Raw genomic sequence first — 23,590 nt, 5'->3', positions numbered from 1 at the left:
AAAAACTATGATATGTAAAAAAAGCAACCCTTTGTACTGGACATAGTACAAAACAAGTTACTGTTCACTCCGTTCTCAGCAATACGCTTCACGATGCACAGAATTTATGCTAATCGAATAAATTCGCGCGGTATGTCTCGGGTTTTCTGTGGCCTTCGCTCACAAAAAACACCTCGCAGAATATTACCAGTGAACAGTTATCAAAACAATTCTATATGAGAAAAGAAAAAAAAGCAACTGCGCTTTTGAAGATTTTATGTTATAGTAAGGGTTACGAGGGAAAAACTATGAATTATAAGAATACGATCAGAGGTATATTCAAAGACAGGCCTAACCGTTTTATCGCTCATGTGCAGATCGGGGATCAGCTGGAAACGGTCCATGTGAAGAATACAGGCAGATGCCGGGAACTTCTTGTTCCGGAAGCAGAAGTGATCCTGGAAAAGAGTGATAATCCTGCCAGGAAAACGAAATACGATCTGATCAGTGTGAACAAGGAGGGCCGCTGGATCAATATGGATTCCCAGGCCCCAAATAAAGCAGCAGAAGAGTGGGTGGCGGCCGGAAATCTTTTTCCGGAGAAAGTGACTGTCAGGAGAGAAAAGACATACGGAAATTCCCGTTTTGACCTGTATGTGGAATCCGGGAAGCGAAAGGCTTTTATCGAGGTAAAAGGCGTCACTCTGGAAGAAAATAATATCGTGCGTTTTCCGGACGCACCTACAGAACGGGGGATCAAGCATCTCTGTGAGCTGATGCATGCAGCAGCTGACGGCTATGAGGCGTATCTTCTTTTGGTGATCCAGATGAAGGGTGTAAGGTATTTTGAACCAAATCGGGAGACACATCCGGAATTTGGAGAAACACTTAAGGCGGCAGCAGATGCCGGTGTTCACATCCTGGCCTATGACTGTGTTGTCACGGAAGATTCCATGAAGATATGTGATCCGATACCGGTAAGATTATAGAAAGGAAACGATATGCCTGAAAACATTGCAGAACCCCTTCTGAAATGGTACGATAAAAACAAAAGGATCCTGCCCTGGAGAGATAAAGACAATGCCTATTATACCTGGGTATCTGAGATCATGCTCCAGCAGACCCGAGTGGAAGCGGTGAAACCTTATTTTCAGCGCTTTATCCAGGAACTTCCGGATGTAGCAGCCCTTGCGGCGGCACCGGAAGAGAGGATCATCAAGCTGTGGGAAGGCCTTGGCTATTACAGCCGTGTCCGCAACATGCAGAAAGCGGCTGTTCAGGTCATGGAAGAATATGGAGGCAGGATCCCTGAGGATTTTGAGACACTTCTCTCGTTAAAAGGAATAGGAAGATATACGGCAGGTGCCATTGCGTCCATTGCCTACGGAAAGAAAGTCCCTGCAGTAGATGGAAATGTGTTGCGGGTATACGCAAGACTCACCGAAAACCGTGGAGATATCATGAAACAGTCTGTACGGAAATCGGTGGAAAATGATCTTACAGAGCAGATGTTTGAGGACAGACCAGGGGATTTCAACCAGGCTATGATGGAGCTGGGAGCTGTAGTCTGTGTTCCAAACGGAGCAGCAAAGTGCGAAGAATGCCCGTTGGGGCATTTTTGCCTTGCCAGAAAGCATGGAACTGTAGAAGAACTTCCCGTAAAAGCACCGAAGAAAGCCCGCACCATAGAACAGCGAACGGTCCTTGTGATCCAGGACGGAGCAGGCACAGCGATCCGTAAACGTCCGGATACAGGACTTCTGGCAGGCCTTTATGAGCTTCCAAATGTGGAAGGACATCTGACGGAGAAGGCGGCACTTGCCCGGGTAAAAGCCATGGGGCTGGAACCACTGCGGATCGAAGCACTGCCGGATGCGAAGCACATTTTTTCCCATATTGAATGGAGGATGTGTGCTTATCGTATCGCTGTATCCTCTCTGGAAGAAGCACCGCAGGGGGAGTTCCTGTTTGTGGATAAGAGAGAATCCGATAAAAAATATGCAATACCATCTGCGTTTCGCGCATACACCAGATATATGAAGGAGGAAAACACATGAAACTTTTGAGCGTAGCAATACCATGCTATAATTCAGAGGCTTATATGTCAAAATGCATCAATTCCCTGCTGATCGGAGGAGAGGAAGTAGAGATCATCATTGTAGATGATGGCTCCAGTGACCGTACTGCCGAGATCGCAGATGATTATGCCGAGAAATATCCAACTATCGTAAAAGCCATACATCAGGAAAATGGCGGCCATGGACAGGCAGTCAACACAGGGATCAAAAACGCAACAGGACTTTATTTCAAGGTTGTGGACAGTGATGACTGGGTAAATCAGGATGCCTACTATGAGGTCCTGAAAACACTTTATGAACTGATACGTGGGGCTGAGACCGTGGATCTTCTCATCAGTAATTTCGTTTATGAGAAGCAGGGAGCTACCCGCAAAAAGGTCATGCAGTACAGACACTGTTTTCCGACAAACCAGATTTTCGGATGGGATGAGGTACGCCACATGAAAAAAGGCCAGTATCTCCTTATGCATTCCATGATATACCGTACAAAACTTCTCCATGACTGTGGAATGGAGCTTCCGAAGCATACGTTCTACGTAGATAACCTGTTTGCGTTTGAGCCGCTTCCCTATGTAAAAAATCTCTATTATCTGGATGTAAATTTCTATCGATATTTTATTGGAAGAGATGATCAGTCTGTCAATGAGAAAGTGATGATCAAGCGTATCGATCAGCAGATCCGTGTAAACAAACTGATGGTGGACGCCTATCTGAAGGCTAATGTGAGCAACCGCAGACTTCGTGCTTATATGTTCAGCTATCTGGATATCATCACAACCGTTTCTTCGATCATGCTGGTAAGAGCTGCAACGCAGGAATGCCTGGATAAAAAACAGGAGCTGCAGGATTACATCAAAGATCAGAATATGGGACTGTACCGGAAGCTTCGGAGAAGTCTCTTCGGAAGGGTGTCCAATCTTCCCGGAAGAGGTGGAAGAAAGATGTTTGTGGCAGCCTATAAGATCTGTCAGAAGTTTTATGGATTTAATTAAAAAAAGCCCCCAACGGGGCTTTTTTTTATAAATTCTGTTCCGGCTTCTTCTTGCGCATATGAGATAGGGAACGCTGTTCCTCGTAATCCTCCACTCTCTGTGGATAGAACAGGAGATGTCCGAACAGTGCCAGTGTGGTACCAAGACATACATCGATCACGGAGTGCTGCTTGATAAACATGGTGGACAGGATGATCAGAACAGAAAGGATCAGAGCTCCTCGCTGAAGCCATTTCCTGTCTTTTAGTGCCTGGCAGTGATGAATGGCAAAATAAACAGCCAGGGAATTAAATACATGGATACTTGGCAGGATATTGGTGGGAGTATCTGTCCGATAGATCTCAGCCACCAGTCGTGTAAAGATGTTGCTTCTGGGGAATACCGCAGGGCGGAGATACTGAACGTTCGGATAGATGTAGGAAACAACAAGGAAAACCGTCATTCCCATCATCAGGTTGAAGATCAGCTGGAAATATTCCTTTTTATTCTTATTGCGAAACAGGAAATACACAACCGTCATTACCACATATGGAAACCATAAAAGGTACGGAATAATAAAAATCTCGCAGAACGGGATCATATCATCAAAAACAGTATGTACAACATGGTAGGCTCGTACAGGCCGCTGCTCCAGATATCCAAACAGGATAAGATAGGCAACGAAATAGATCGCTATGATAAAACCGTGCCTGTATTTTTTTATTTTACTCAACATTTTGCCGCTCCTTTTCTTGAGGTATGGCTGATGTCAGCCTTAAGCTTCTTTTTTGTTAAGTATCTACCTGCTACTATAACACAGGCATTATGATTTTTAAAGGTTTCTTTTCAATGGTCACAGAAAATTCACGCTGGATTCCGCCGGATTCTCCGTCTTTATGCACAGGAAGGGAATGGGCACTTGTAATATGTACGTTCCTGCACTGTAAAATATGTACACCGCGAATGCGGGTATGTTTTCCCCAGAGAGCGCTCGGCAGGCAGAACAGCATTTTCAGCTTGGAGATTCCTTCAATAACGATCACATCCAGTAAACCATCCTCCGGACTGGCGTCTGGACAGAATTTAAAGCCTCCGCCTTCATATTTCTGGTTCATTACAGCCGCAAACCAAGTCCTGCTGAAGGTTTGTGGTTTGTTTCCGTCAAGTGTTATCGTGACCGGGGACGGAGTAAGGAAGAGAAATTGCTTCAGTGCCACCATAAGGTAGATGAGTTTACCCATATGGAGACGGTTGAGAAATTTTTTGCCAGGTGTGATCAGGACTTCCTGACAGATTGCCGCATCGTAGCCCATTCCTGCACTGATGCCGAAACGGTAGGAATGGCTGCCAAGGTGGAGAACAGGAACATCCATGAAAATGGTCCGTCTGTTCTCAAGAATAGAGCGAAGCGCTTCAAAAGGATCAAAGGGCAGGCCCATACTGCGGCAGAAATCGTTGCCGGACCCGACCGGAATAAATCCGAAAACAACCGAAGACAGATCAATGATCCCGGTAAGTACTTCATAAATAGTGCCGTCACCGCCTACTGTTACCAGAGTTACCGGATCCTCCGGTGTTCCGGCGGCACTGATCCTTCGTGCCAGTACTGTGGCGTGTCCCACATATTCTGTGAGAAAATACTGATATGAGATCCCCTGACTTTCCATGATGCTGCGAAGCCGGTTCCAGACATTACGTCCCTCACCGGATCTTGAATTGGGATTCACAATAAAAGAATACATAATAAAAAACCTCCAGACAACTGTCAGCTTTATCATAACATTGACGTTCGGCTTTTACAAATTAAAATTTCTTAAGGATTTCTATATTTTACATAAACTTAACCTTTTTTCTATGCTGGATTTTACGAATGCACTTTATACTTGCACGTATCAGATGAAAAATGAAGCTGGAGGAAAATTATGATATATCTTGTGGAAGATGATGAAAGTATCCGTGAACTTGTTGTATATACATTAAACAGTCAGGGGCTGGAGGCACAGGGCTTTGAACGGCCATCACTTTTCTGGAAAGCGCTGGAAAAAGAACTGCCTTCACTGGTGCTTCTGGACATTATGCTTCCGGAGGAAGACGGACTGTCTATTTTAAAAAAAATCCGTATCCGTCCGGATGTGCGGAAACTTCCGGTGATCATACTTACTGCAAAAGGAAGTGAGTTTGATACCGTGGTAGGTCTGGACAGCGGTGCAGATGATTACATTCCGAAGCCGTTCCGCATGATGGAGCTAATCTCCAGGGTACGTGCCCTTCTTCGGAGATCAGAGGACAATGGCGCAGAGGAGTATCGTATGGAAAATCTTTATGTATGTCCGGGAAGACATGAGGTAACTGTTGATCAGGAGCCTGTGAATCTGACACTGAAAGAATACGAGATGCTTTGTCTCCTTCTGAAAAACAGTGGTACGGTTCTTTCCAGAACACAGCTTTTAAATCAGATCTGGGGATATGAATTCGACGGGGAGAGCAGAACCGTAGATGTACATATCCGTACCCTTCGCCAGAAGCTTGGACCGGCAGGAGATCTGGTGGAAACCGTTCGTGGAGTGGGCTATAAGATCAGCGGAAAATGTGCATGAACAGCTGCTGAGAGTAATATGAAAGTAAAGAGCATTTCGACGGAAAAAGGCTTCGGCCCTTTTCTGGACGAAGTGCTTTTTTCATGCTATAATAGTTGAACCCCGGAGCTCTGAAAAACAGGCTCCAAAGAGTAAGAGGTGAAAGAAAAAAATATGAAATCATTAGTAATTGCGGAGAAGCCATCCGTTGCCAGAGACATTGCCAGAGTCCTCCACTGCAGTCAGAAGGGGAACGGAACCCTGGAAGGAAAAGACTATGTAGTGACCTGGGCCCTGGGACATCTGGTAACACTGGCAGATCCGGAAGAATACGATAAAAAATATACCAAATGGGAGCTTTCTACGCTCCCCATGATGCCGGAGAAAATGAAACTGGTGGTGATACGCCAGACCTCCAGGCAGTACAATGCGGTGAAAACCCAGCTTTACAGGAAAGATATTGGGGAGATCATCATTGCCACAGATGCCGGACGTGAGGGAGAACTGGTAGCAAGGTGGATCCTTGCAAAGGCAGACTGCCATAAGCCTATTAAGCGTCTGTGGATCTCGTCCGTAACGGACAAAGCGATCCGTGACGGCTTTGCCCACCTTAAAAACGGCCATGATTATGATGATCTTTACCGTGCGGCACAGGCCAGGGCGGAGGCGGACTGGCTGGTGGGAATGAACGGGACCAGAGCACTGACCTGTAAATATAATGCCCAGCTTTCCTGCGGACGTGTGCAGACCCCCACCCTTGCCATGATCGCAAGAAGAGAGCAGGAGATCCGGGAATTTAAGCCGGAGGATTATTACGGGATCACTCTGCAGGCGGGAAATGTACGCTGGACCTGGCGTGACGGAAAAAGCGGAAGCCTCCGCACCTTTAAGAAGGAGCGTGCCCAGGAGATCCAGACAAAGGCAGGAAAAAGCAGCCTTACCATAACAAAGGTTTCCAGAAAGCCGAAGAAGACCTATGCGCCGGGGCTTTATGACCTGACCACTCTTCAGAGAGAAGCCAATCAGAAATACGGCTTTTCTGCAAAGGAAACTCTGAATATCATGCAGAGGCTCTACGAGAATCACAAGGTCCTTACCTACCCAAGAACGGATTCCAGATATATAGGAAAAGATGTAGTTCCTACCATTAAAGAGCGTCTTCAGGCATGCGGGACAGGTCCTTATCGGAAACTTGCCGGTGTACTGGCCAATAAACCAATCCAGACCAGTGCTGGCTTTGTGGATGACAAAAAAGTCAGTGACCATCATGCCATCATTCCTACAGAACAGTTTGTACAGCTGGATCATATGACCAACGAGGAACGAAAGATTTACGATATGGTAGTACGCCGTTTCCTGAGCGTGCTGTATCCGCCGGCTGTATATGAGCTGGTAAGCATGGAAGGAACTGCAGCAGGAGAAACTTTCGCTGCAAGCGGACGTATTGTAAAAAGTGCCGGATGGAGAGAAGTCTATGAAGGCGGCTGGCAGGATGAGGATGAAGAGGAATCCGGTGATAAGCTGAAAGACCAGAAGCTTCCGGAGCTTACGGAAGGTCAGATACTTACTGTGGAAGGATCAGCTCTTACAGCAGGCAAAACAAAACCACCGGCCAGATTTACAGAGGCCACACTTCTTGGTGCCATGGAAAATCCGGTTCATTTTATGGAAAGCCACGACAAAAAAGCGGCAAAAACCCTTGGTGAGACCGGTGGACTTGGAACGGTAGCCACAAGAGCGGACATCATCGAGAAGCTTTTCAACAGCTTTATGATGGAAAAAAGAGGCAATGAGATCTACATTACCTCCAAGGCGAAACAGCTTCTGGAGCTGGTTCCGGAAGAACTGAAAAAGCCGGAGCTTACCGCAGACTGGGAGATGAAGCTCAGTGATATTGCAAACGGAAAGCTCCGTCAGGATAAATTCCTCACAGGGATTCGTAAATATGCCTGTGAGATCGTAGATGAGATCAAAGGCGGACAGGGAACCTTCCGCCATGACAATATGACAAACAAGAAGTGCCCTAACTGCGGCAAACATCTTCTGGCAGTCAACGGAAAGAATGCCAAAATGCTGGTGTGCGAGGACCGGGAATGCGGATACAGAGAGACAGTATCCAGGACCACCAATGCGCGCTGTCCGAAATGCCATAAGCGTATGGAGATGCTTCTGAAGGGAAAAGAAGAGACCTTTGTATGTCAGTGCGGCTATAAAGAAAAGCTTTCATCCTTCCAGGCAAGACGAGCCAAAGAGGGTGCAGGTGTGAATAAGCGTGATGTGCAGCGTTATCTTAAGAAACAGCAGAAAGAGGCCAATGAGCCGGTGAACAATGCATTTGCGCAGGCGTTGTCAGGAATTAAACTGGATTAAATAAATTGCCTGTCCAGATATCCGGGGTTCGGATGAGCGGAGGACCGGATGCAGATACGTCGGTCGGAGAAATGTGTCTGGCAGAACAGGACAGCAGAAAGAGAGGAAAACGATTTGGGATTACAGGATGACAGAATGTCAGGAAATATTCAGGATATCGCAAGACTGATCACAAGACTTCTTCTTAAGGGAGATATGCCGCAGTATACACTTCCTGCAGCAGAGGCAGATTATACAGAGGCAGACCAGCTTTTTAAGAAGGTTATCGGACTTGCTGATGAGGGTGACATCAACGGAGCGGAAAATGAGCTTCTTATGAACATGGAGGAAGATGATCCGGATTATCTGGAGCTTGCCCTTACCTTTTATCTGCATCTCAATGATATGGACGTAGATTACCTGGATGATCACGATTATTCCAGGGAGGAGATTCTGGACGGGTTGAAAAGCCTGGCTGAGGACTGGGGAGTTACAGGACTGGAGGCACTTGTCTAATGCGGCGGGAGGTTACACTGGAGGAAATTTCCGACGGTCGTTTATACGAGGCAAATGACATGGTAAAGGCAGACTGTCAGGACTGTAAGGGCTGTTTTGACTGCTGTACGGGAATGGGAGATTCTGTTGTACTGGATCCGCTGGATGTATGGCGGTTAAGTCAGGGACTTCACTTAAGTGTGGACCAGCTGCTTGCCGGAAAAATAGAGCTTGGCGTCACAGACGGAAATATTCTGCCGCATCTTAGGATGACAGGGGCAGAGGAACGATGCGTATTTCTGAATGGCAACGGAAGATGCTCCATCCACAGCTTCCGTCCGGGCTTCTGCCGTTTGTTCCCGCTGGGAAGATACTATGAGGACGGGAGTTTTAAATACATTCTTCAGATCCACGAGTGCAAAAAGACCAGCCGCAGTAAGATCAAGGTCCGGAAATGGGTAGATACTCCGGATTTTCGAAATTACGAAAAATTTGTCTGTGACTGGCATTATTTTCTTCTGGATGTCCAGGCGGTTCTCTATGAGAGCGAGGACAGTGATCTGATCCGAAACCTGAACATGTATGTGGTAAACCAGTTTTACAGGAAGCCTTATGATGAGAAGCGGGATTTTTATGAGCAGTTTTATGAGAGACTTGCGGCGGGAAAAGAACTCCTGAGCCTTGGAGTGTGAAACAGACCAGGCAGCGAGGTGTCTGAGCTTACCTGCCTGAAGGTCTCTCGCGCGGAGGAAAGAAAGGATTTTTTGACATATGAACTTAAATCAGCTCACATATTTTGTGACTCTTGCCCAGATCGAAAATTATACCAGAGCAGCCAAGAGGCTGGATATAACCCAGCCAAGCCTGAGCCATGCGATCTCCAACCTTGAAAAGGAACTGCAGGTTCCACTTTTTGAGCGTCACGGAAGAAATGTGACCATGACCAAATACGGGGAAATGTTTCTGAAATATGTGCAGGACTCCTTACATATCCTGAATCTTGGTGTGGAGAGGATACAGGAAGCGGCAAGGATTCCGGGAGGAAGTATTTCCATCGGATATATCCATACCCAGGGACGCAGATTTATCCCGGAGCTTGTCCGGGGGTTCCTTAATGAACAGGAGGGGAAGAAGATTGATTTCCGTTTTCAGAATGCAGCTACCGGAAGTCTGATCCGGGGTCTGAAGGAAGAGAAATTCGACGTGATCTTCTGTTCCCGGGCAGAGGGAGAGAAGGAAATCAGCTTTGTGCCGGTGTCAGAAGAAAAGCTGGTGGCTGTAGTGCCTGAGAACCATGCTCTTGCAGACCGAAATTCAGTGACCATAAAAGAGCTGGGACAGTATCCGCAGGTGACCTTTACCCCTGCAAGCGGACTGTATTTTGTGATCCGGGAGCTTTTCGAAAAGGAAGGACTTTCACCGGAGACGGCCTTTGAGGTAGAAGAGGATGGTGCACTGGCAGGTATGGTGGCGGAGGAATTTGGGGTAGGCATTGTGCCGGATGTACCGGTGATCCATACACTTCCTGTGAAAATCTTAAATATCGAGAATCTTCACTATCGCCGATATATATATATGGGAATGATGAAAAACCGGTATCCAAGTGCGCTTGTGGAGCAGTTCCGGGATTATATATATAAGCATTACCGGATCTATGAAGTGATACAGTAGAATCTTGGTGATATAATTTCTGTAAAAAATCTCTGCTTCTATAATAGGGCGGAGATTTTTTTGACACAGATCCTGGCGTGAATACTATAGCAATTCCATAAATTACTGCAAACAATCCAGTCCATCATAGCGTGAAGTCCTGCGTCAGATATCTTTGCCGTGCCTAAAAATTATAAAAATAATCTATAGATCACATGCGTAAATTCAATGAAAATTTGGGTTGAGATAAAAATGACCAGTTGGTATAATAAGGACAGATACTTGATTTAAAGTGATAAAGTGATGACGGAAATCCGTAATAAAATGAACGAAGTAAAGGAGATATTATGAACCAGTTAGAAGTATTAAGAGAAAGCCTTGGACAGTGCGATGAGATCATCCTGGACGCACTCCTTATGAGAAACAGGATCGTAGAGGACATCATGGTATACAAGGAAGCTAACGATCTTCCGGTACTTCAGCCGGAACAGGAGGCGAAGCAGAAAGGATGGCTGGAAGCCAGAATGGAAGGCAGACGTCATAAGAAAGAGGTCAATGATGTTTTTGCAAGCATCACACAGAACAGTAAAAGGATCCAGTCCAGAAATCTTTTCAATTATAATATCTTCCTGATCGGATTTATGGGAGCTGGTAAATCTACGATCTCCGATTATCTGAAGAATGTTCTTGCCATGGATGTTGTGGAGATGGATCAGTGTATCGTGGAGAGACAGGGAATGAGCATTTCCGATATCTTTGAGACTTACGGTGAAGAGTATTTCCGTGAGCTCGAGACAAATCTTCTGATCGAGATGCAGTCCAGATCGAATGTTGTAGTATCCTGTGGCGGTGGTGTTCCGATGCGGGAGCGCAATGTTACCGAGATGAAAAAAAATGGCCGTGTTGTACTTCTGACTGCAAAGCCGGAAACTATTCTGGAACGTGTAAAGGATAATCATGACCGTCCTTTACTTGAGAACAACAAAAATGTTTCATTTATCGCTGATCTGTTGGAAAAACGTCGCGCGAAATATGAGGCAGCAGCAGATATAGTTGTTGAGACAGACGGAAAGAGTGAGCTTGAGATCTGCGAGGAGCTGATCCACAGACTTCGTGAGGCAGAGGCAAATAAATAACTGCTGATCATAAAACAGAATAGTTTTACATATAAAAGGGACAGCTGTCCGATAAACCGTACAGAAACAGAACGGAGATCGGACAGCTGTCCTTTATGATATAAAAGATCCGGACCATATATTTGCAGATGAACAGATCGTTTAATTGGTCTTATAAAAAATCTCCCTCGAGGTTTCCTCGATCACAAATTTCTTAAAGGCTTCCACGACCGGCGGATGGTATACATCCTTCAGCATGGCCATGTAGAAATTCCGCTGCCAGCTTGGAGAGACAAGGGGCAGGATCTTAAGGTTCAGAGAGTGCAGGATCGGGATATCCGGTGCAATGCAGATGCCGAAATCATTGGCAACAAACCCTGCGGCAACCTGATCCTCATCGATCTCAAAAGCCACATCCGGGTACTGACCAATGCTCTTAAATAACTGGTCAATGATCTGGCGGAGACCGCTTCTCTTCTTGAAGATGATCTGCTTGTATGGAAGCGTTTCCTCCAGATGGATCTCGGATTTCTCAGCAAGAGGATGTTCCGGCGGAACGATGACGACCAGATCCTGCTTGGCAACCGGAATAAATTCGATCAGTGGTTCGTCGTCAAATTTGGAACAGAAGCCGATATCGTATTTCTTCTCTTTCAGTCCGGTGAGGATATCGCCGGTAAGAACCTTATCACAGAACAGATTGAAATGGATCTGTTTTCCCTTATTGGCATTAAGAAAGCTGCGGATGATCTTTGGCATAAAGTCAACACCCAGAGTTCTGAGAAAAGCCACATCGATCTGTCCTTCTCCCTTTCCTGCAAGCTGGAGACCGTTTACGGAGGAATCCAGCCGGTTCAGGGTTTGTTCCACATCCTCCAGAAAAGACTTGCCATATTTGGTGAGAGAAACATTCCGTCCGTTTTTTTCAAATAATTTCACTCCAAGCTCTTCCTCCAGAGAAGAGATCGCGTGACTTAGGCTGGGCTGTGTGATGGCCAGAACATCCGCAGCTTTTGTATAATGTTCCAGATGAGCCAGTGTCACGAAATAGCGAAGATGATACAGATTCATTTTTTAATACTCCTTTCGTAAGTTTATCTGAATGTTTTACTTCGGACAGATCCCCGGTAAGTCTGACAGACATAAGAGATTTGCCGGGCCGTATGCAGTGACGGCGGCAATACGGCTAAATATGTTTTATATAGTATAACATGATATATTGATAAAATCTATGGATTCTCCTGGTACAATCAATTTGTTTTGTATTTAACAAAGTTATATAATGCTTATAGAAAAAAGATACAAAATAATTTAAAAAAAACAAATAAAATTATTTAAATTTTCAGGAGGAATTATCATGTCAAAAGAATTTCCAATCACAATCAGTTCCTGGACACTGGGAGATCAGTGCAAATTTGAGGACCGTGTAAAAGCTGCCAAAGAGGCTGGCTATGAGGGGATCGGCCTGAGAGCAGAAACCTACGTAGATGCCCTGAATGAGGGACTTTTCGACGAGGATATCCTGGCAATCCTGGATAAATATGACATGAAGGTAACAGAGGTTGAGTACATCGTGCAGTGGGCAGAGGAGCATCGTTCCTATGAGCAGAAATACAAAGAACAGCTCTGCTTCCATATGTGTGAATTATTTAACGTAAAACAGATCAACTGCGGACTGATGGAGAACTATTCCGTAGAGTACACAGCACAGAAGCTTCGTGAGCTTTGCCACAGAGCAGGCAAATACATCATCGGTGTTGAGCCAATGCCATACAGCGGAATCCCGGATGTGAAAAAGGGCTGGGCTGTTGTAAAAGCTGCTGACTGCGAGAATGCGAAACTGATCCTTGATACATGGCACTGGGTAAGAGCAAACCAGCCAATCGAGCTTTCCGTACTTGAGGGAATCCCGGCAGACAAGATTGTATCCATCCAGATCAACGATGTATGGGAAAGACCATATGCAACAACGATCTTAAGAGATGAGTCCATGCATGACCGTCTTGCTCCTGGAACAGGAATCGGAACAACAGTACCGTTCGTAAAAATGATCAAAGAAAAAGGCATCAGACCAAATGCCATCGGCGTAGAGGTTATCAGCGATGCAAACCTTGAAAAAGGTATCGAGTATGCTGCAAAACATACATATGAGAACACAAAGAAGGTACTGGAAGAGGCTTGGCCGGAAGTACTGTAATTAATATAAGAAACGAATATTTCAGACGGGCCCCTGTTTCCGACGTCATACCGGTGACAGGGCGTTACCGTGAAAGAAACAAAAAGATTGTTTCAAAGGAAAGGAGAACGCATATGAAATTCAATGCGATGTTTCAGCCGATCGAGATCGGTCCTATGACAGTAAAGAATCGTTTTGTTGTTCCGCCAATGGGAAATAACTTTGCAAACACAGACGGAACAATGAGTGAGCAGTCCGCTGCATATTACAGAGAAAGAGCAAAAGGCGGATTTGGTCTGATCACCATTGAGGCTACTGTAGTTCACAAGGGCGCAAAGGGCGGCCCGCGTAAACCATGTCTTTATGACGACTCTACGATCGAGAGCTTCCGCAAGGTTATCGACGGATGTCATGCAGAAGGAGCAAAGGTGTCCATCCAGCTTCAGAACGCAGGTCCGGAAGGAAATGCAAAAAACGCAGGAGCACCGATCACAGCAGCAACCAGTATCCCGTCAGTGTGCGGCCGTGATATTCCGAAGCAGCTTACAACTGAGGAAGTTTACGAGCTGATCAAAGGCTACGGTGAGGCAGCAAGAAGAGCTATGGAAGCAGGAGCAGATGCTGTTGAGATCCATATGGCACACGGTTATCTGGTAAGTACCTTCCTCTCTCCGAGAACAAACAAGAGAGTGGATGAGTTTGGCGGATGCTTTGAGAACCGTATGCGTTTCTCCCGTCTGATCATCGAGGAAGTTAAAAAAGCAACACAGGGAAAGATTGCAGTTCTTGCAAGAATCAACTGTGCAGATGAGGTTCCGGGAGGACTTGATGTCCACGACAGTGCAGCGATCGCAGCATATCTGGAAAGCTGCGGACTGGACGGACTCCATGTATCCCGTGCCGTTCATATCAAGGATGAGTTTATGTGGGCACCGACTGTTATCCACGGTGGATTCTCTGCAGCAGAGGTTGAGGAGATCAAACGTGCGGTAAATATCCCGGTGATCACAGTTGGACGTTATACAGAGCCACAGTTCGCAGAACTGATGGTAAAAGAAGGAAGAGCAGATCTTGTAGCATTCGGACGTCAGAGCCTTGCAGATCCGGCTATGCCGAAGAAAGCACAGGAAGAGCGTCTTGAGGATATGACTCCTTGTATCGCCTGTCTTCAGGGCTGTGTTGCAAACATGTATGCAGGAAATCCGGTATGCTGTCTGACAAACCCATTCCTGGGTCATGAGGCAGAGCCGCTTGAGAAAGCGGAAGAGCCGAAGAAGGTTATGGTTATCGGTGGCGGTGTTGCAGGACTTTCCGCTGCATTTATCGCAAAAGAGAGAGGCCATGAGGTAACACTTTATGAGGCAGGAGATGTTCTCGGCGGAAACATGAGACTTGCTGCATATCCGCCGGGAAAAGGTGACATCACAAACATGATCCGCAGCTACATCCATCGCTGCCAGAAGGATGGCGTTAAGATCGTGATGAACTGTGAGGTAACTCCGGAGCTTATCAAAGAAGAGAAGCCGGACAGCGTGATCATTGCCACCGGTTCCAAGACTCTGATCCTTCCGATCGAGGGAATCGACAATCCGGCTATCATCCACGGCTCTGACCTTCTGGATGGCAAGAGAGCAGCAGGCAAAAAGGTTCTCGTTGTCGGCGGTGGAATGGTTGGATGCGAGACAGCTGCATTTTTAGGCGAGCAGGAGCATGATGTAACTGTTATCGAGTTCCGTGATACCGTAGGTGCAGACGTGATCCACGAGCACAGAGTATATCTGATGAAGGATTTCGAGGACTACGGAATCAAGGAGATCACCGGAGCAAAGGTATGCAAATTCTATGAAGACGGTGTAGAATATGAGACCGCTGACGGAGTACGTCACGAGTCAAGAGGATATGATTCTGTGATCCTTTCCATGGGATTCCGCAACTACAATCCTCTGGAAGAGAAGATCAAAGACCTTGTACCTGAGACACATGTGATCGGAGATGCTATCCGTGCAAGACGTGCACTGGATGCAACAAAAGAGGCTTATGAGGTAGCTTCCAGGATCTGATCTGCCAATCTATCCAATAAACCGGACAGTACAAAAATTAAAAAGATGACCTGTCAGACACCGGAGAAAATATATCCGGTGTCTGACAGGGGAAAATGCAGGAGGTAAAAAGAAATGGAACAGAGAATTAAAGGAACAACTGGTTTACTTGCACTGATCGGAAGCCCTGTAGGACATTCCGGATCCCCGGCTATGTACAACTTCAGCTTCCAGTACCATAATCTGGACTATGCTTACATGGCATTTGATATCAAAGAAGATCAGGTTCCGGCAGCTCTTGATGCAATGCGTCTGTTCAAAATGAGAGGCTGCAATGTAACCATGCCTTGCAAGAACAAAGTAGCTCAGTGTGTAGACGAGCTTTCACCGGCAGCAAAGATCATCGGCGCTGTAAATACTATCGTAAATGAGGATGGAAAACTTGTTGGACATATCACAGACGGTATCGGATTTGTCCGCAATCTGAAAGAGCACGGTGTTGATGTAAAGGGTAAAAAGATGGTAGTCCTCGGAGCAGGCGGTGCAGCTACAGCCCTTACTGTACAGTGTGCCCTTGACGGAGCTGCATCCATCGCGATCTTCAATCCTGACGATCCATTCCTTGACAGAGCAAAAGGAACTGCTGAGAAGCTTGCAAAAGAAGTACCGGACTGCAAAGTAAGCGTATATTGCCTTGACGACCAGGACAAACTGAGGGAAGAGATCGCAAACGCAGATATCCTCGCGAATGGAACACTTGCAGGAATGAAACCACATGATGACATCACACTGGTTGATAAATCCATGTTCCATAAGGATCTTGTTGTTGCTGACTGCGTATACAATCCGGCAGAGACAAAGATGGTAAAAGAAGCAAAAGAAGCAGGCGTGAAGCTTGCGGTAGGCGGAAAAGGAATGCTTCTGTGGCAGGGTGCAGCATCTTACAAGCTTTACACAGGTCTTGAGATGCCGACAGATGAGTACCAGAAATTCCAGGCTGAGAACGAAGGGAAATAAGAAAAATGAGCCAGACAGGTAAGAAAAATTTAGTGATTACTTCTATCGCACTGTATTTTACATATTTCATCCATGGAATCGGAGCTTCCATCATGGGTCAGTACAAGCCGGAGCTTGCGGCTCACTGGGGAGCAAAGGCTTTAAGTGATGGAACTATGGATGTCAGCATGGTAGTATCTGTAATTGCCGCACTTGGACTTGGAAGACTGATCTCTCTTCCATTTTCCGGTCCCCTGTCCGACAAATTCGGACGCAGATTAAGCGGAATCATCGGCGTGATCTGTTATGCAGCATACTTTATGGGAATCGCATTTGCTCCGTCTATGGGAGTTGCCTACGCCTTTGCCATTGTAGGCGGTATCGCAAACTCCTTCCTGGACACCTGCGTAAGCCCGACATGTATGGAGATTTATGTAAACAATCCTTCTGTAGCGAACCTGTTTACAAAATTCTCCATGTGTATCAGCCAGTTTCTGCTTCCTTTCCTCATCGGATTTGTAGCAGCGGCGAATATGTCCTACAGAACCATTTTTATTGTTGCAGGTGCTGCGATCTTTATCGATGGAATCCTGATCCTGTTCCTGCCATTCCCGGAGAGAAATACAGCAGGTACAGTAAAGAAAGAAAAAGCAAAATTAAAGATCACTCCTGCAGCTCTTGCAGCAATCCTCATCGGATTTACAAGCTCTTCTACATTCATGCTGTGGCTGAACTGTAACCAGGAGCTCGGAAAGCTTTATAACTTAAGTGATCCTTCCAAGATCCAGTCCTTTTATGCAGTAGGAACCTTTGCAGCGATCCTGTGTTCCTCTGTATTTATCAAAAAAGGACTGAAGGAGATCAATATCCTGATCATTTATCCGCTGATCTCTTTCATCATGCTGGGACTTTGCTACTTTATCCAGAATCCGACAATCTGTCTTATCGGTGGATTTGTGATCGGTTTTGCAGGCGCAGGCGGTGTGCTTCAGCTGGCTGTTTCCACAACTGCGGAGTTCTTCCCGGAAAACAAGGGAACTGCAACATCCATGGTCATGATCGCATCCAGCGTTGCGAACTACACCATTCTGACACTGGCCGGCTACATTACAAAGACTGCCGGAACCAGTGCTCCGAGAATGATCCTGCTTCTCAATATGGCAGTGACATTCATAGGAATCCTTCTTGCACTGTTCGTTAAGATGAACCGTGGAAAAGAGGCTTGACTGAATCAAGGAAATCTCTTGGGGTGAATATCCGTTTGACTACAGTAAAAAAAGTGAATCATTGTATGGATACAGACAAAGATGACTGAATCTGTGCAAAACAAAGTTCCAATTCGGGAACAATTCCCGGATTGGACTTTACCGTTTCTGAAAATGTTTGTTAATTAACAAACTTACAAAATAAAAGATACTATATATGTATTATCAAAAAAACGATAAAGGAGAATCGTTATGGCACGTGCAGCAAGACAGCGAAGAGAAAACGAACTGCCCTACATTCCGTTTGGGCCATTTCAGATTCGTTTTCCGTTTATTCACTATAAAATTGAGTCCGTAGAGTTTATCCAGGGCCTGATCCTCGGGGTTACGGCACTGGCGGCGGTTCCTTATCTGGAACAATATCTGGGATTGCCTTATGAGCTGGCATGGAGCTGTGTGATCATAGAGACCATGCTGTATATGCTACACAGCTTACTTGGTGATCCGGTTGTACCGGGATGGATCACACCGACCCTTCCGTTGACGATCGTATTCCTGGAAGGCTTCCCTATGGGAAAAGAACGTATCCAGGCAATGATCGCCCTGCAGATGCTGGTTGGTCTCGTGTTCATATTTATGGGCATCACCAAGCTTGCGGATAAATTTGTCCATGCAGTACCAAATTCTGTTAAGGGTGGTATCCTTCTTGCTGCGCCGGTGACGGTTATGGCAGGACAGCTGGGAGAGGGCGGCAACATGCATAAGTATCCGCTGGCGATCGTTGCCGGTGTAGGCCTTCTGATCCTGATCAGCTTTTCAGATAAATATCAGGAGAAGAGAAAGAACAACAAATTCCTGGATCTTGTTGCCAGGTATGGAAACCTTTTCCCGTATCTGATCGCCATGGTGGTAGGTCTTCTTGTAGGAGAACTGGATGCGCCTGGTTTGGAGCTGGGAACCTTTATCAAGATCCCGCAGTTCAAAGAGATCATCTCACAGGTAAGTATCTTTGGTGTGGGAATCCCGCCGGTCTCCATGTTTGTCAAAGCGCTTCCTCTGGCACTTGTATGCTATGTTATCGCATTTGGTGATTTTGTTACCACAGAGACACTGGTTACAGAGGCACGTCAGTCCAGAAACGATGAGTATATTGATTTCAATTCCAGCCGTTCCAACCTGGTCAGCGGCATCAGGAACCTGATCCTTTCCGTCATTGCGCCGTTTCCGCCGCTTTCCGGTCCGTTATGGGTTGGAATGACAGTATCTGTTTCCATCCGTTACAAGGAGGGAAAGAAAGCTATGAAGTCTCTGATCGGCGGTATGGCATCCTTCCGTATTGCAACGTTTTTAAGTGTGCTGATCATTCCGGTTGTAAGCTTCTTCCGTCCGATCTTCGGAGTCGGTTCCTCCATTACTCTGATGTTCCAGGCCTTTGTCTGTGCAAGGATCGGTATGGATTACTGCAGAACAGACCGTGACAAGATGATCGCAGGTGTTATGGCAGCTGTGCTTGCAACCCAGGGAACTGCATGGGCATCCGCATGGGCCCTGGCTGTAGGCTTCGGTCTGAATATCTTCCTTTCAAACTGGGATCCCAGAAAGAAAGAGGAGAATGCCATCGAGGATAAAAATTGATCAGAGGAATAACAAAGATATAAAAAACAGAAAAAGAAGAAGTGTGCTGGATGGGTCAGCACACTTCTTTTTTTGTCATGAGATTTGTTGTTTTTAATTATTATTTTAATAGATTTGCTATTATGGGATTAAAATTGCAAAAATTTGTTACATCAATTGGGTTTAAAAATTGGTTTATAATTCGCGTTCTGTTACAAAAATCTACTGTAGATCCTTTTTATGGGAGGTCACAGGATCACAGGCTTTTGTGGATAATGTCAAGAACCTGTTCAAGCTCGTTGACATTGATCTGTCCCGGTGCGGAAGCTTTTGTAGCTGCACCGAAGGTAAGGGCGGAACCAAAAGTCTCGCCTGTAAGACGGCTGACAACACCGGTACCTGCCATGGACATGGTAATGATCGGGCGGTCGGCGAACTGCTCGGACATTTCCAGAGTGGCACTTAAGAGTGTAAGCACGTCCTGTTTGTTTCTTGGCATAACAGCCATTTTGGGGATATCTGCGCCATAGTCCTGCATCATGCAGAGACGGCGCACGATCTCATCCTTCGCAGGAGTTGCGTCAAAATCATGGTTGGAAGCGATGACCTTTACGCCATAGCTGTGTGCTTCCTGGATCATGCTTTTTACGATCTCCTCACCTGTGAAGGCTTCTACATCAATGAGATCTACATAGCCGCTCTTTGCAACGGCCATGTTAAGAGCTTTGTAATCTTTATTGGAGATTGCTTTTTCTCCGCCTTCCTTTGCCGTACGGAAGGTGAAGAGGATCGGAGTGTCCTTTAAAACGGTCTGGAGATCTTTTGCCACATCCAGAACCTTGTCTGTGTCAAAAACGTCCTCAAACCAGTCAACACGCCATTCCACAACGTCTACGGGTATCCTTGCGAAGGTCCCTGCCTCAAGGAGGATATCATCCTTTGTCTGTCCCACGATCGGGACACAGATCTTCGGTCTTCCCTCTCCGAGTGTGATATTTCTTACCTGAACTGTTTTCATAATGGTCCTTTCTGATACGACAGGAACAGATAGCAGTTTAGTCGTCGTATCTGATGTTAAGAATCTCTTTCATATGTTCGATCGGCATCGGTTCGCCGGTCCACAGTTCAAATGCAGCGGAGCCTTGGAAAAGCATCATGCCAAGGCCGTTCATTGTCTTGCAGCCAACTTCCTTTGCCATAGAACGCATAGCAGTTTTAAGAGGGGAGTAAGGCACGTCAACAACGATAAGCTCCGGGCGGAAGTAAGACTTGTCCGGAACAACGGACTGACCTTCCAGTGGTTTCATTCCAACACCTGTCGCATTTACGAAAATATAACTGTCAGCCATTTCTGTTTTCAGCTGGTCAAGATCTGCCAGATCATAGAGAACAGCATGGCTTGAAGTTCTGGTGTTGATCTTTTCTACCGTAGATACTGCACGGTCCCAGAATTCATCTTTGCGGTTGAAGATCACGATCTCGCCTACACCGTCAAGTGCTGCCTGGATCTCGATAGCAGTTGCGGCACCACCTGCACCTACGATGGTCATTTTCTTTCCGATGGCGTTGATGTTATTGTCTTTCAGTGCTGCCATAAATCCGATACCGTCTGTGATATGGCCTGTAAGATGACCATGATCATTAACGATGGTGTTTACAGCGCCGCACATTTCTGCTGCCGGTGAAAGCTCGTCAAGGTACTGGCCTACCAGAGTTTTGTTCGGCATGGAAACGTTGGAACCTCTCATTTTCAGAGTACGGATGGCCTTTACAGCATCCTCGATCTCGTCTGCACCAATCTCAAATGCAAGATATGCATAATCATAGCCAAGCTTTGCAAAAGCTTCATTCTGCATGGCAGGAGAGCTGGAGTGGCGGATCGGATATGCCATAAGACCAATCAGTTCGGTATGTCCTGTGATTCTTTCTGACATGGTAATAACTCCTCTCATTGGTAAAATCTGGATGAAGATTTGTCTTTTTTAAACCTCCCGCCACATAGATCTGAAGAAGTTGCGGACATTCTCCGGACGGCTGCGGGGGAGGAAGACGTGGAAAAACTATGTTACGGATCACCGAGTGAACTGTAACAGATCTATATACACTTTCCGGTAGAAGGATTGAAATATTCCCGGAAAGGGTATAGCGGAAAAATATTAAAGGTATCCCTTCTGCTCAAGAATGGTAAGGATATTGCGTCCTTCCTGGGTACCGTCAATGATTCGTCTTGCTCTCTGGCTGTCGCCGATGTTCATGATCTCAACATCCTCAGAAGAAAATTCCTCTGTGAGGTTCTGGTAAAGCTGTCCCTGAGCTCTCATTCCGAGACATACGAAGCCGTACTCAAATGGAAGCTCATAAGGCTCACCGTCGCCCCTGACAAGGAAGGAAGAATCCTTAACCTCAAGGAGAGCAGTTTTTGTAAGCTGATGTACATTGTGTTTTTTCATCATGGTCTTTGTGTCATTTTTGCTTACCGGGTCAAGATCACGTCCGATCTGATCCATCATCTCAACGATAGAGATGTCTGCGTTTCTGTCAGCAAAGAATTCCACAACATCAAGACCTACAGCACCGCCGCCTACAACAACAACCTTTTTGCCTTCCAGATCCTTCGGAAAATCATTAATGTGGCTGATCATACCAAGAATAGAATAAATATTATGTTTCTCGTTGTCAATACGATCCTTCAGTCCTGCGATCGGAGGCAGAAGCGGAGCGGAGCCGGTGGAGCTTACGATGATATTCGGATGGAACTTGCGGATGTTTTCCGGTGTTCCTTCTGTGTTTTTGAAGATGTAAAGATTATCAAGCTGTTCAGCACGATGCATGAGATAGTGCGGGAAATCAGCAAGACGGTTCTTTGCAGGGATCTTTGAGATCAGAGATGCAAGTCCGCCAAGCTCATTGCCTTTTTCCAGAAGGAAGGTATTGCATCCAACCTCTGCGGCTGTACAGGCAGCTTCCAGTCCGGCAGTGCCGCCGCCGATAACGACTACGTTGCAGTTTTTATTTACATGTTTTTTCTTATATACATCGCCCTCAAGAACAGATGGGTTTACAGTACAGCGGATCGGACGGTTTACACCGATACGGTTTCCGGCACAGCCAACGTTACAGGAGATACATTTGCGGAGGTCACACTCATGACCTGTGGCAACCTTGTTTACCCATGCAGGGTCTGCGATCAGACCACGGCCCATACCGATCAAGTCTGCATCACCGTCAGCCAGGATACGCTCAGCAACCTTCGGGTCACGGACATTACCCATGGAGATACATGGCTTGTTGAATTTTTCTCTTACGGCCTTTGCCATGTAGGAACGCCATCCGTCCGGGAGATAATTTGCATCGATCTGGTACTGGATGGAACCGTTAAGTCCGCAGGAAACATCAAAGATATCAACCTCTTCCTGAAGATAATCCAGGTATTCCAGAGTATCCTCCAGTGTATTTCCGCCTTCCATCAGCTCATCCGCACTGAGACGGAGCATGATCGGGAAGAAAGGTCCTACCTGTTTCCTTACCTCATCGATGACCATACGGCAGAAACGGGTACGGTTCTCAACAGATCCGCCGAACTCGTCGGTACGCTTGTTTGTGATCGGGGAGAGGAACTGACTGATCAGATAGGAGTGTCCTGCATGGATCTCTACCGCGTCAAAGCCAGCTGTCTGTGCACGTTTTGCAGCCTCACCGTATTTTTTTACGATGTGAAGGATCTCGTCTTTGGAAAGAGGTCGCGGGATCTCGCCGCCTTCTTTGGATGGAACGTCAGATGCGGAAACCGGCTGCATGTTGATCCTGGAAGAAACAGCGGAAGCTCCGGCATGGTTGATCTGGATCGCGATCTTTGTTCCGTATCTATGAATATTTTCACAGAATTTGAAAAGACGTGGCAGATAGTTGTCATGGTCGATGCGCAGCTGTGTGGTTCCGTTGGAGCCTTGCGGGGAATCGATGCTTGCGTTCTCTACGATGATGAGACCTGTGCCACCCTTCGCACGCTGCTCATAATAATTGATATGAAGAAAACTCATTTCGCCGTTCTGTTCACCGTAGTTGGTGCCCATCGGCATCATAACAATACGGTTCTTGATAGTCATATTTTTAACGGTTAATGGGGAAAAAATATGCGGATAATCATTCTTCATCTGAAAAAAACCTCCCTGGTTATTTTAAATAGAATCGTTTGTTTGTGTTAATTATATAACAAAATAATCTATAAAACTAATTCATAATACGAGCGATATAATAAAAATAATCTATAGATTTTTGTGTATCATCTTTCAGGCTGCAGGTACTTGCATGTTTATAATGTGAAAAAAACAGATGTAGAACGGTAAC

The 23,590-nt window shown here is 46.1% G+C and carries 20 protein-coding genes; 14 read left to right on the top strand and 6 right to left on the bottom strand.

Annotated elements, in window-relative coordinates; translation table 11 throughout:
- The first annotated feature begins 287 nt into the window (after positions 1-287).
- Genes sfsA through DMI82_RS03735 form a run of 3 tightly spaced genes read left to right on the top strand, consistent with a single transcriptional unit; the run spans position 288 to position 3,049 of the window.
- Complete coding sequence (gene sfsA, locus DMI82_RS20230; protein ID WP_022426438.1) at positions 288-968, top strand: DNA/RNA nuclease SfsA; 681 nt, start codon at positions 288-290, stop codon at positions 966-968.
- Positions 969-980: 12 nt separating this feature from the next.
- A complete protein-coding gene (gene mutY / locus DMI82_RS20225; protein ID WP_110102519.1) occupies positions 981-2,036 on the top strand; it encodes an A/G-specific adenine glycosylase in 1,056 nt (351 codons plus the stop codon).
- Positions 2,033-3,049 (top strand): glycosyltransferase family 2 protein, encoded by a 1,017-nt coding sequence (locus DMI82_RS03735; protein ID WP_021652289.1) that lies wholly within the window; start codon positions 2,033-2,035, stop codon positions 3,047-3,049. The genes mutY and DMI82_RS03735 overlap by 4 nt, the downstream gene beginning before the upstream one ends.
- Positions 3,050-3,074: 25 nt before the next feature.
- On the opposite strand, the gene DMI82_RS03730 is transcribed toward DMI82_RS03735, so the two are convergent.
- Positions 3,075-3,764 (bottom strand): phosphatase PAP2 family protein, encoded by a 690-nt coding sequence (locus DMI82_RS03730; protein WP_110102518.1) that lies wholly within the window; start codon positions 3,762-3,764, stop codon positions 3,075-3,077.
- Between the two features lie 73 nt (positions 3,765-3,837).
- Positions 3,838-4,770 (bottom strand): diacylglycerol/lipid kinase family protein, encoded by a 933-nt coding sequence (locus DMI82_RS03725; RefSeq protein ID WP_110102517.1) that lies wholly within the window; start codon positions 4,768-4,770, stop codon positions 3,838-3,840.
- 180 nt (positions 4,771-4,950) lie between these two features.
- Between DMI82_RS03725 and DMI82_RS03720 the strand changes: the two genes are divergently transcribed.
- The 6 genes from DMI82_RS03720 (at position 4,951) to DMI82_RS03695 (ending at position 11,234) form a co-directional block, all read left to right on the top strand.
- On the top strand, positions 4,951-5,625 hold the full coding sequence (locus tag DMI82_RS03720; protein WP_110102516.1) for a response regulator transcription factor: 675 nt from the start codon (positions 4,951-4,953) through the stop codon (positions 5,623-5,625).
- 153 nt (positions 5,626-5,778) lie between these two features.
- Complete coding sequence (locus DMI82_RS03715) at positions 5,779-7,974, top strand: DNA topoisomerase III (RefSeq protein ID WP_110102540.1); 2,196 nt, start codon at positions 5,779-5,781, stop codon at positions 7,972-7,974.
- 48 nt (positions 7,975-8,022) lie between these two features.
- Positions 8,023-8,469 carry a DUF6483 family protein gene (locus tag DMI82_RS03710; protein WP_015527020.1) on the top strand — a complete coding sequence of 149 codons (447 nt, stop codon included), beginning with the start codon at positions 8,023-8,025 and terminating at the stop codon, positions 8,467-8,469.
- Complete coding sequence (locus DMI82_RS03705; RefSeq protein WP_110102515.1) at positions 8,469-9,140, top strand: YkgJ family cysteine cluster protein; 672 nt, start codon at positions 8,469-8,471, stop codon at positions 9,138-9,140. The genes DMI82_RS03710 and DMI82_RS03705 overlap by 1 nt, the downstream gene beginning before the upstream one ends.
- A 79-nt stretch (positions 9,141-9,219) precedes the next feature.
- Positions 9,220-10,119, top strand: a complete 900-nt coding sequence (locus tag DMI82_RS03700; RefSeq protein ID WP_110102514.1) for a LysR family transcriptional regulator — start codon at positions 9,220-9,222, stop codon at positions 10,117-10,119.
- Between the two features lie 326 nt (positions 10,120-10,445).
- The gene (locus DMI82_RS03695) at positions 10,446-11,234 is read left to right on the top strand and encodes a shikimate kinase (protein WP_021652296.1); all 789 of its coding nucleotides are present in this window, start codon (positions 10,446-10,448) and stop codon (positions 11,232-11,234) included.
- A gap of 141 nt (positions 11,235-11,375) precedes the next feature.
- On the opposite strand, the gene DMI82_RS03690 is transcribed toward DMI82_RS03695, so the two are convergent.
- A complete protein-coding gene (locus tag DMI82_RS03690) occupies positions 11,376-12,284 on the bottom strand; it encodes a LysR family transcriptional regulator (protein WP_021652297.1) in 909 nt (302 codons plus the stop codon).
- A gap of 286 nt (positions 12,285-12,570) precedes the next feature.
- Here DMI82_RS03690 and DMI82_RS03685 point away from each other — a divergent pair, with 286 nt between their 5' ends.
- The 5 genes from DMI82_RS03685 to DMI82_RS03665 all read left to right on the top strand — a co-directional run bounded on the left by DMI82_RS03685 (position 12,571) and on the right by DMI82_RS03665 (position 19,264).
- Positions 12,571-13,410: a sugar phosphate isomerase/epimerase family protein gene (locus tag DMI82_RS03685; protein ID WP_022426446.1), complete on the top strand. Its 840-nt coding sequence runs from the start codon at positions 12,571-12,573 to the stop codon at positions 13,408-13,410.
- A 113-nt stretch (positions 13,411-13,523) separates the two neighbouring features.
- Positions 13,524-15,449 carry an FAD-dependent oxidoreductase gene (locus DMI82_RS03680; RefSeq protein WP_015527026.1) on the top strand — a complete coding sequence of 642 codons (1,926 nt, stop codon included), beginning with the start codon at positions 13,524-13,526 and terminating at the stop codon, positions 15,447-15,449.
- Positions 15,450-15,563: 114 nt separating this feature from the next.
- Complete coding sequence (gene aroE / locus DMI82_RS03675) at positions 15,564-16,445, top strand: shikimate dehydrogenase (protein WP_015527027.1); 882 nt, start codon at positions 15,564-15,566, stop codon at positions 16,443-16,445.
- Positions 16,446-16,450: 5 nt separating this feature from the next.
- The gene (locus DMI82_RS03670) at positions 16,451-17,650 is read left to right on the top strand and encodes an MFS transporter (RefSeq protein WP_021652301.1); all 1,200 of its coding nucleotides are present in this window, start codon (positions 16,451-16,453) and stop codon (positions 17,648-17,650) included.
- 231 nt (positions 17,651-17,881) lie between these two features.
- Positions 17,882-19,264, top strand: a complete 1,383-nt coding sequence (locus tag DMI82_RS03665) for a hypothetical protein (protein WP_110102513.1) — start codon at positions 17,882-17,884, stop codon at positions 19,262-19,264.
- Between the two features lie 235 nt (positions 19,265-19,499).
- Here DMI82_RS03665 and aroD read toward each other — a convergent pair whose 3' ends face one another.
- The 3 genes from aroD to DMI82_RS03650 form a co-directional block, all read right to left on the bottom strand.
- On the bottom strand, positions 19,500-20,261 hold the full coding sequence (aroD, locus tag DMI82_RS03660; protein ID WP_110102512.1) for a type I 3-dehydroquinate dehydratase: 762 nt from the start codon (positions 20,259-20,261) through the stop codon (positions 19,500-19,502).
- A 37-nt stretch (positions 20,262-20,298) separates the two neighbouring features.
- Complete coding sequence (locus DMI82_RS03655; RefSeq protein WP_110102511.1) at positions 20,299-21,177, bottom strand: shikimate dehydrogenase; 879 nt, start codon at positions 21,175-21,177, stop codon at positions 20,299-20,301.
- A 222-nt stretch (positions 21,178-21,399) separates the two neighbouring features.
- Positions 21,400-23,397, bottom strand: coding sequence for an oxidoreductase (locus tag DMI82_RS03650; protein ID WP_110102510.1), 1,998 nt, complete (start codon positions 23,395-23,397; stop codon positions 21,400-21,402).
- Between the last annotated feature and the right edge of the window lie 193 nt (positions 23,398-23,590).

It is taken from the genome of Blautia sp. BCRC 81119 (genome assembly GCF_003184505.1).
Lineage (GTDB): Bacteria > Bacillota > Clostridia > Lachnospirales > Lachnospiraceae > Blautia_A > Blautia_A fusiformis.
Note: the sequence above shows the minus strand (reverse complement) of the source record. Positions and strands in the feature narration are given on the sequence as shown.

Excerpts from the sequence above, each read along its gene's own strand:
- DMI82_RS03700 (WP_110102514.1), top strand. The coding sequence starts at position 9,220 with ATGAACTTAAATCAGCTCACATATTTTGTGACTCTTGCCCAGATCGAA.
- mutY (WP_110102519.1), top strand. The coding sequence starts at position 981 with ATGCCTGAAAACATTGCAGAACCCCTTCTGAAATGGTACGATAAAAAC.
- DMI82_RS03705 (WP_110102515.1), top strand. The coding sequence starts at position 8,469 with ATGCGGCGGGAGGTTACACTGGAGGAAATTTCCGACGGTCGTTTATAC.
- DMI82_RS03730 (WP_110102518.1), bottom strand. The coding sequence starts at position 3,764 with ATGTTGAGTAAAATAAAAAAATACAGGCACGGTTTTATCATAGCGATC.
- DMI82_RS03715 (WP_110102540.1), top strand. The coding sequence starts at position 5,779 with ATGAAATCATTAGTAATTGCGGAGAAGCCATCCGTTGCCAGAGACATT.
- DMI82_RS03695 (WP_021652296.1), top strand. The coding sequence starts at position 10,446 with ATGAACCAGTTAGAAGTATTAAGAGAAAGCCTTGGACAGTGCGATGAG.
- DMI82_RS03685 (WP_022426446.1), top strand. The coding sequence starts at position 12,571 with ATGTCAAAAGAATTTCCAATCACAATCAGTTCCTGGACACTGGGAGAT.
- DMI82_RS03680 (WP_015527026.1), top strand. The coding sequence starts at position 13,524 with ATGAAATTCAATGCGATGTTTCAGCCGATCGAGATCGGTCCTATGACA.
- aroD (WP_110102512.1), bottom strand. The coding sequence starts at position 20,261 with ATGAAAACAGTTCAGGTAAGAAATATCACACTCGGAGAGGGAAGACCG.
- DMI82_RS03655 (WP_110102511.1), bottom strand. The coding sequence starts at position 21,177 with ATGTCAGAAAGAATCACAGGACATACCGAACTGATTGGTCTTATGGCA.
- DMI82_RS03650 (WP_110102510.1), bottom strand. The coding sequence starts at position 23,397 with ATGAAGAATGATTATCCGCATATTTTTTCCCCATTAACCGTTAAAAAT.
- DMI82_RS03735 (WP_021652289.1), top strand. The coding sequence starts at position 2,033 with ATGAAACTTTTGAGCGTAGCAATACCATGCTATAATTCAGAGGCTTAT.
- DMI82_RS03720 (WP_110102516.1), top strand. The coding sequence starts at position 4,951 with ATGATATATCTTGTGGAAGATGATGAAAGTATCCGTGAACTTGTTGTA.
- DMI82_RS03710 (WP_015527020.1), top strand. The coding sequence starts at position 8,023 with ATGCAGATACGTCGGTCGGAGAAATGTGTCTGGCAGAACAGGACAGCA.
- DMI82_RS03670 (WP_021652301.1), top strand. The coding sequence starts at position 16,451 with ATGAGCCAGACAGGTAAGAAAAATTTAGTGATTACTTCTATCGCACTG.
- DMI82_RS03690 (WP_021652297.1), bottom strand. The coding sequence starts at position 12,284 with ATGAATCTGTATCATCTTCGCTATTTCGTGACACTGGCTCATCTGGAA.
- DMI82_RS03665 (WP_110102513.1), top strand. The coding sequence starts at position 17,882 with ATGGCACGTGCAGCAAGACAGCGAAGAGAAAACGAACTGCCCTACATT.
- DMI82_RS03725 (WP_110102517.1), bottom strand. The coding sequence starts at position 4,770 with ATGTATTCTTTTATTGTGAATCCCAATTCAAGATCCGGTGAGGGACGT.
- sfsA (WP_022426438.1), top strand. The coding sequence starts at position 288 with ATGAATTATAAGAATACGATCAGAGGTATATTCAAAGACAGGCCTAAC.
- aroE (WP_015527027.1), top strand. The coding sequence starts at position 15,564 with ATGGAACAGAGAATTAAAGGAACAACTGGTTTACTTGCACTGATCGGA.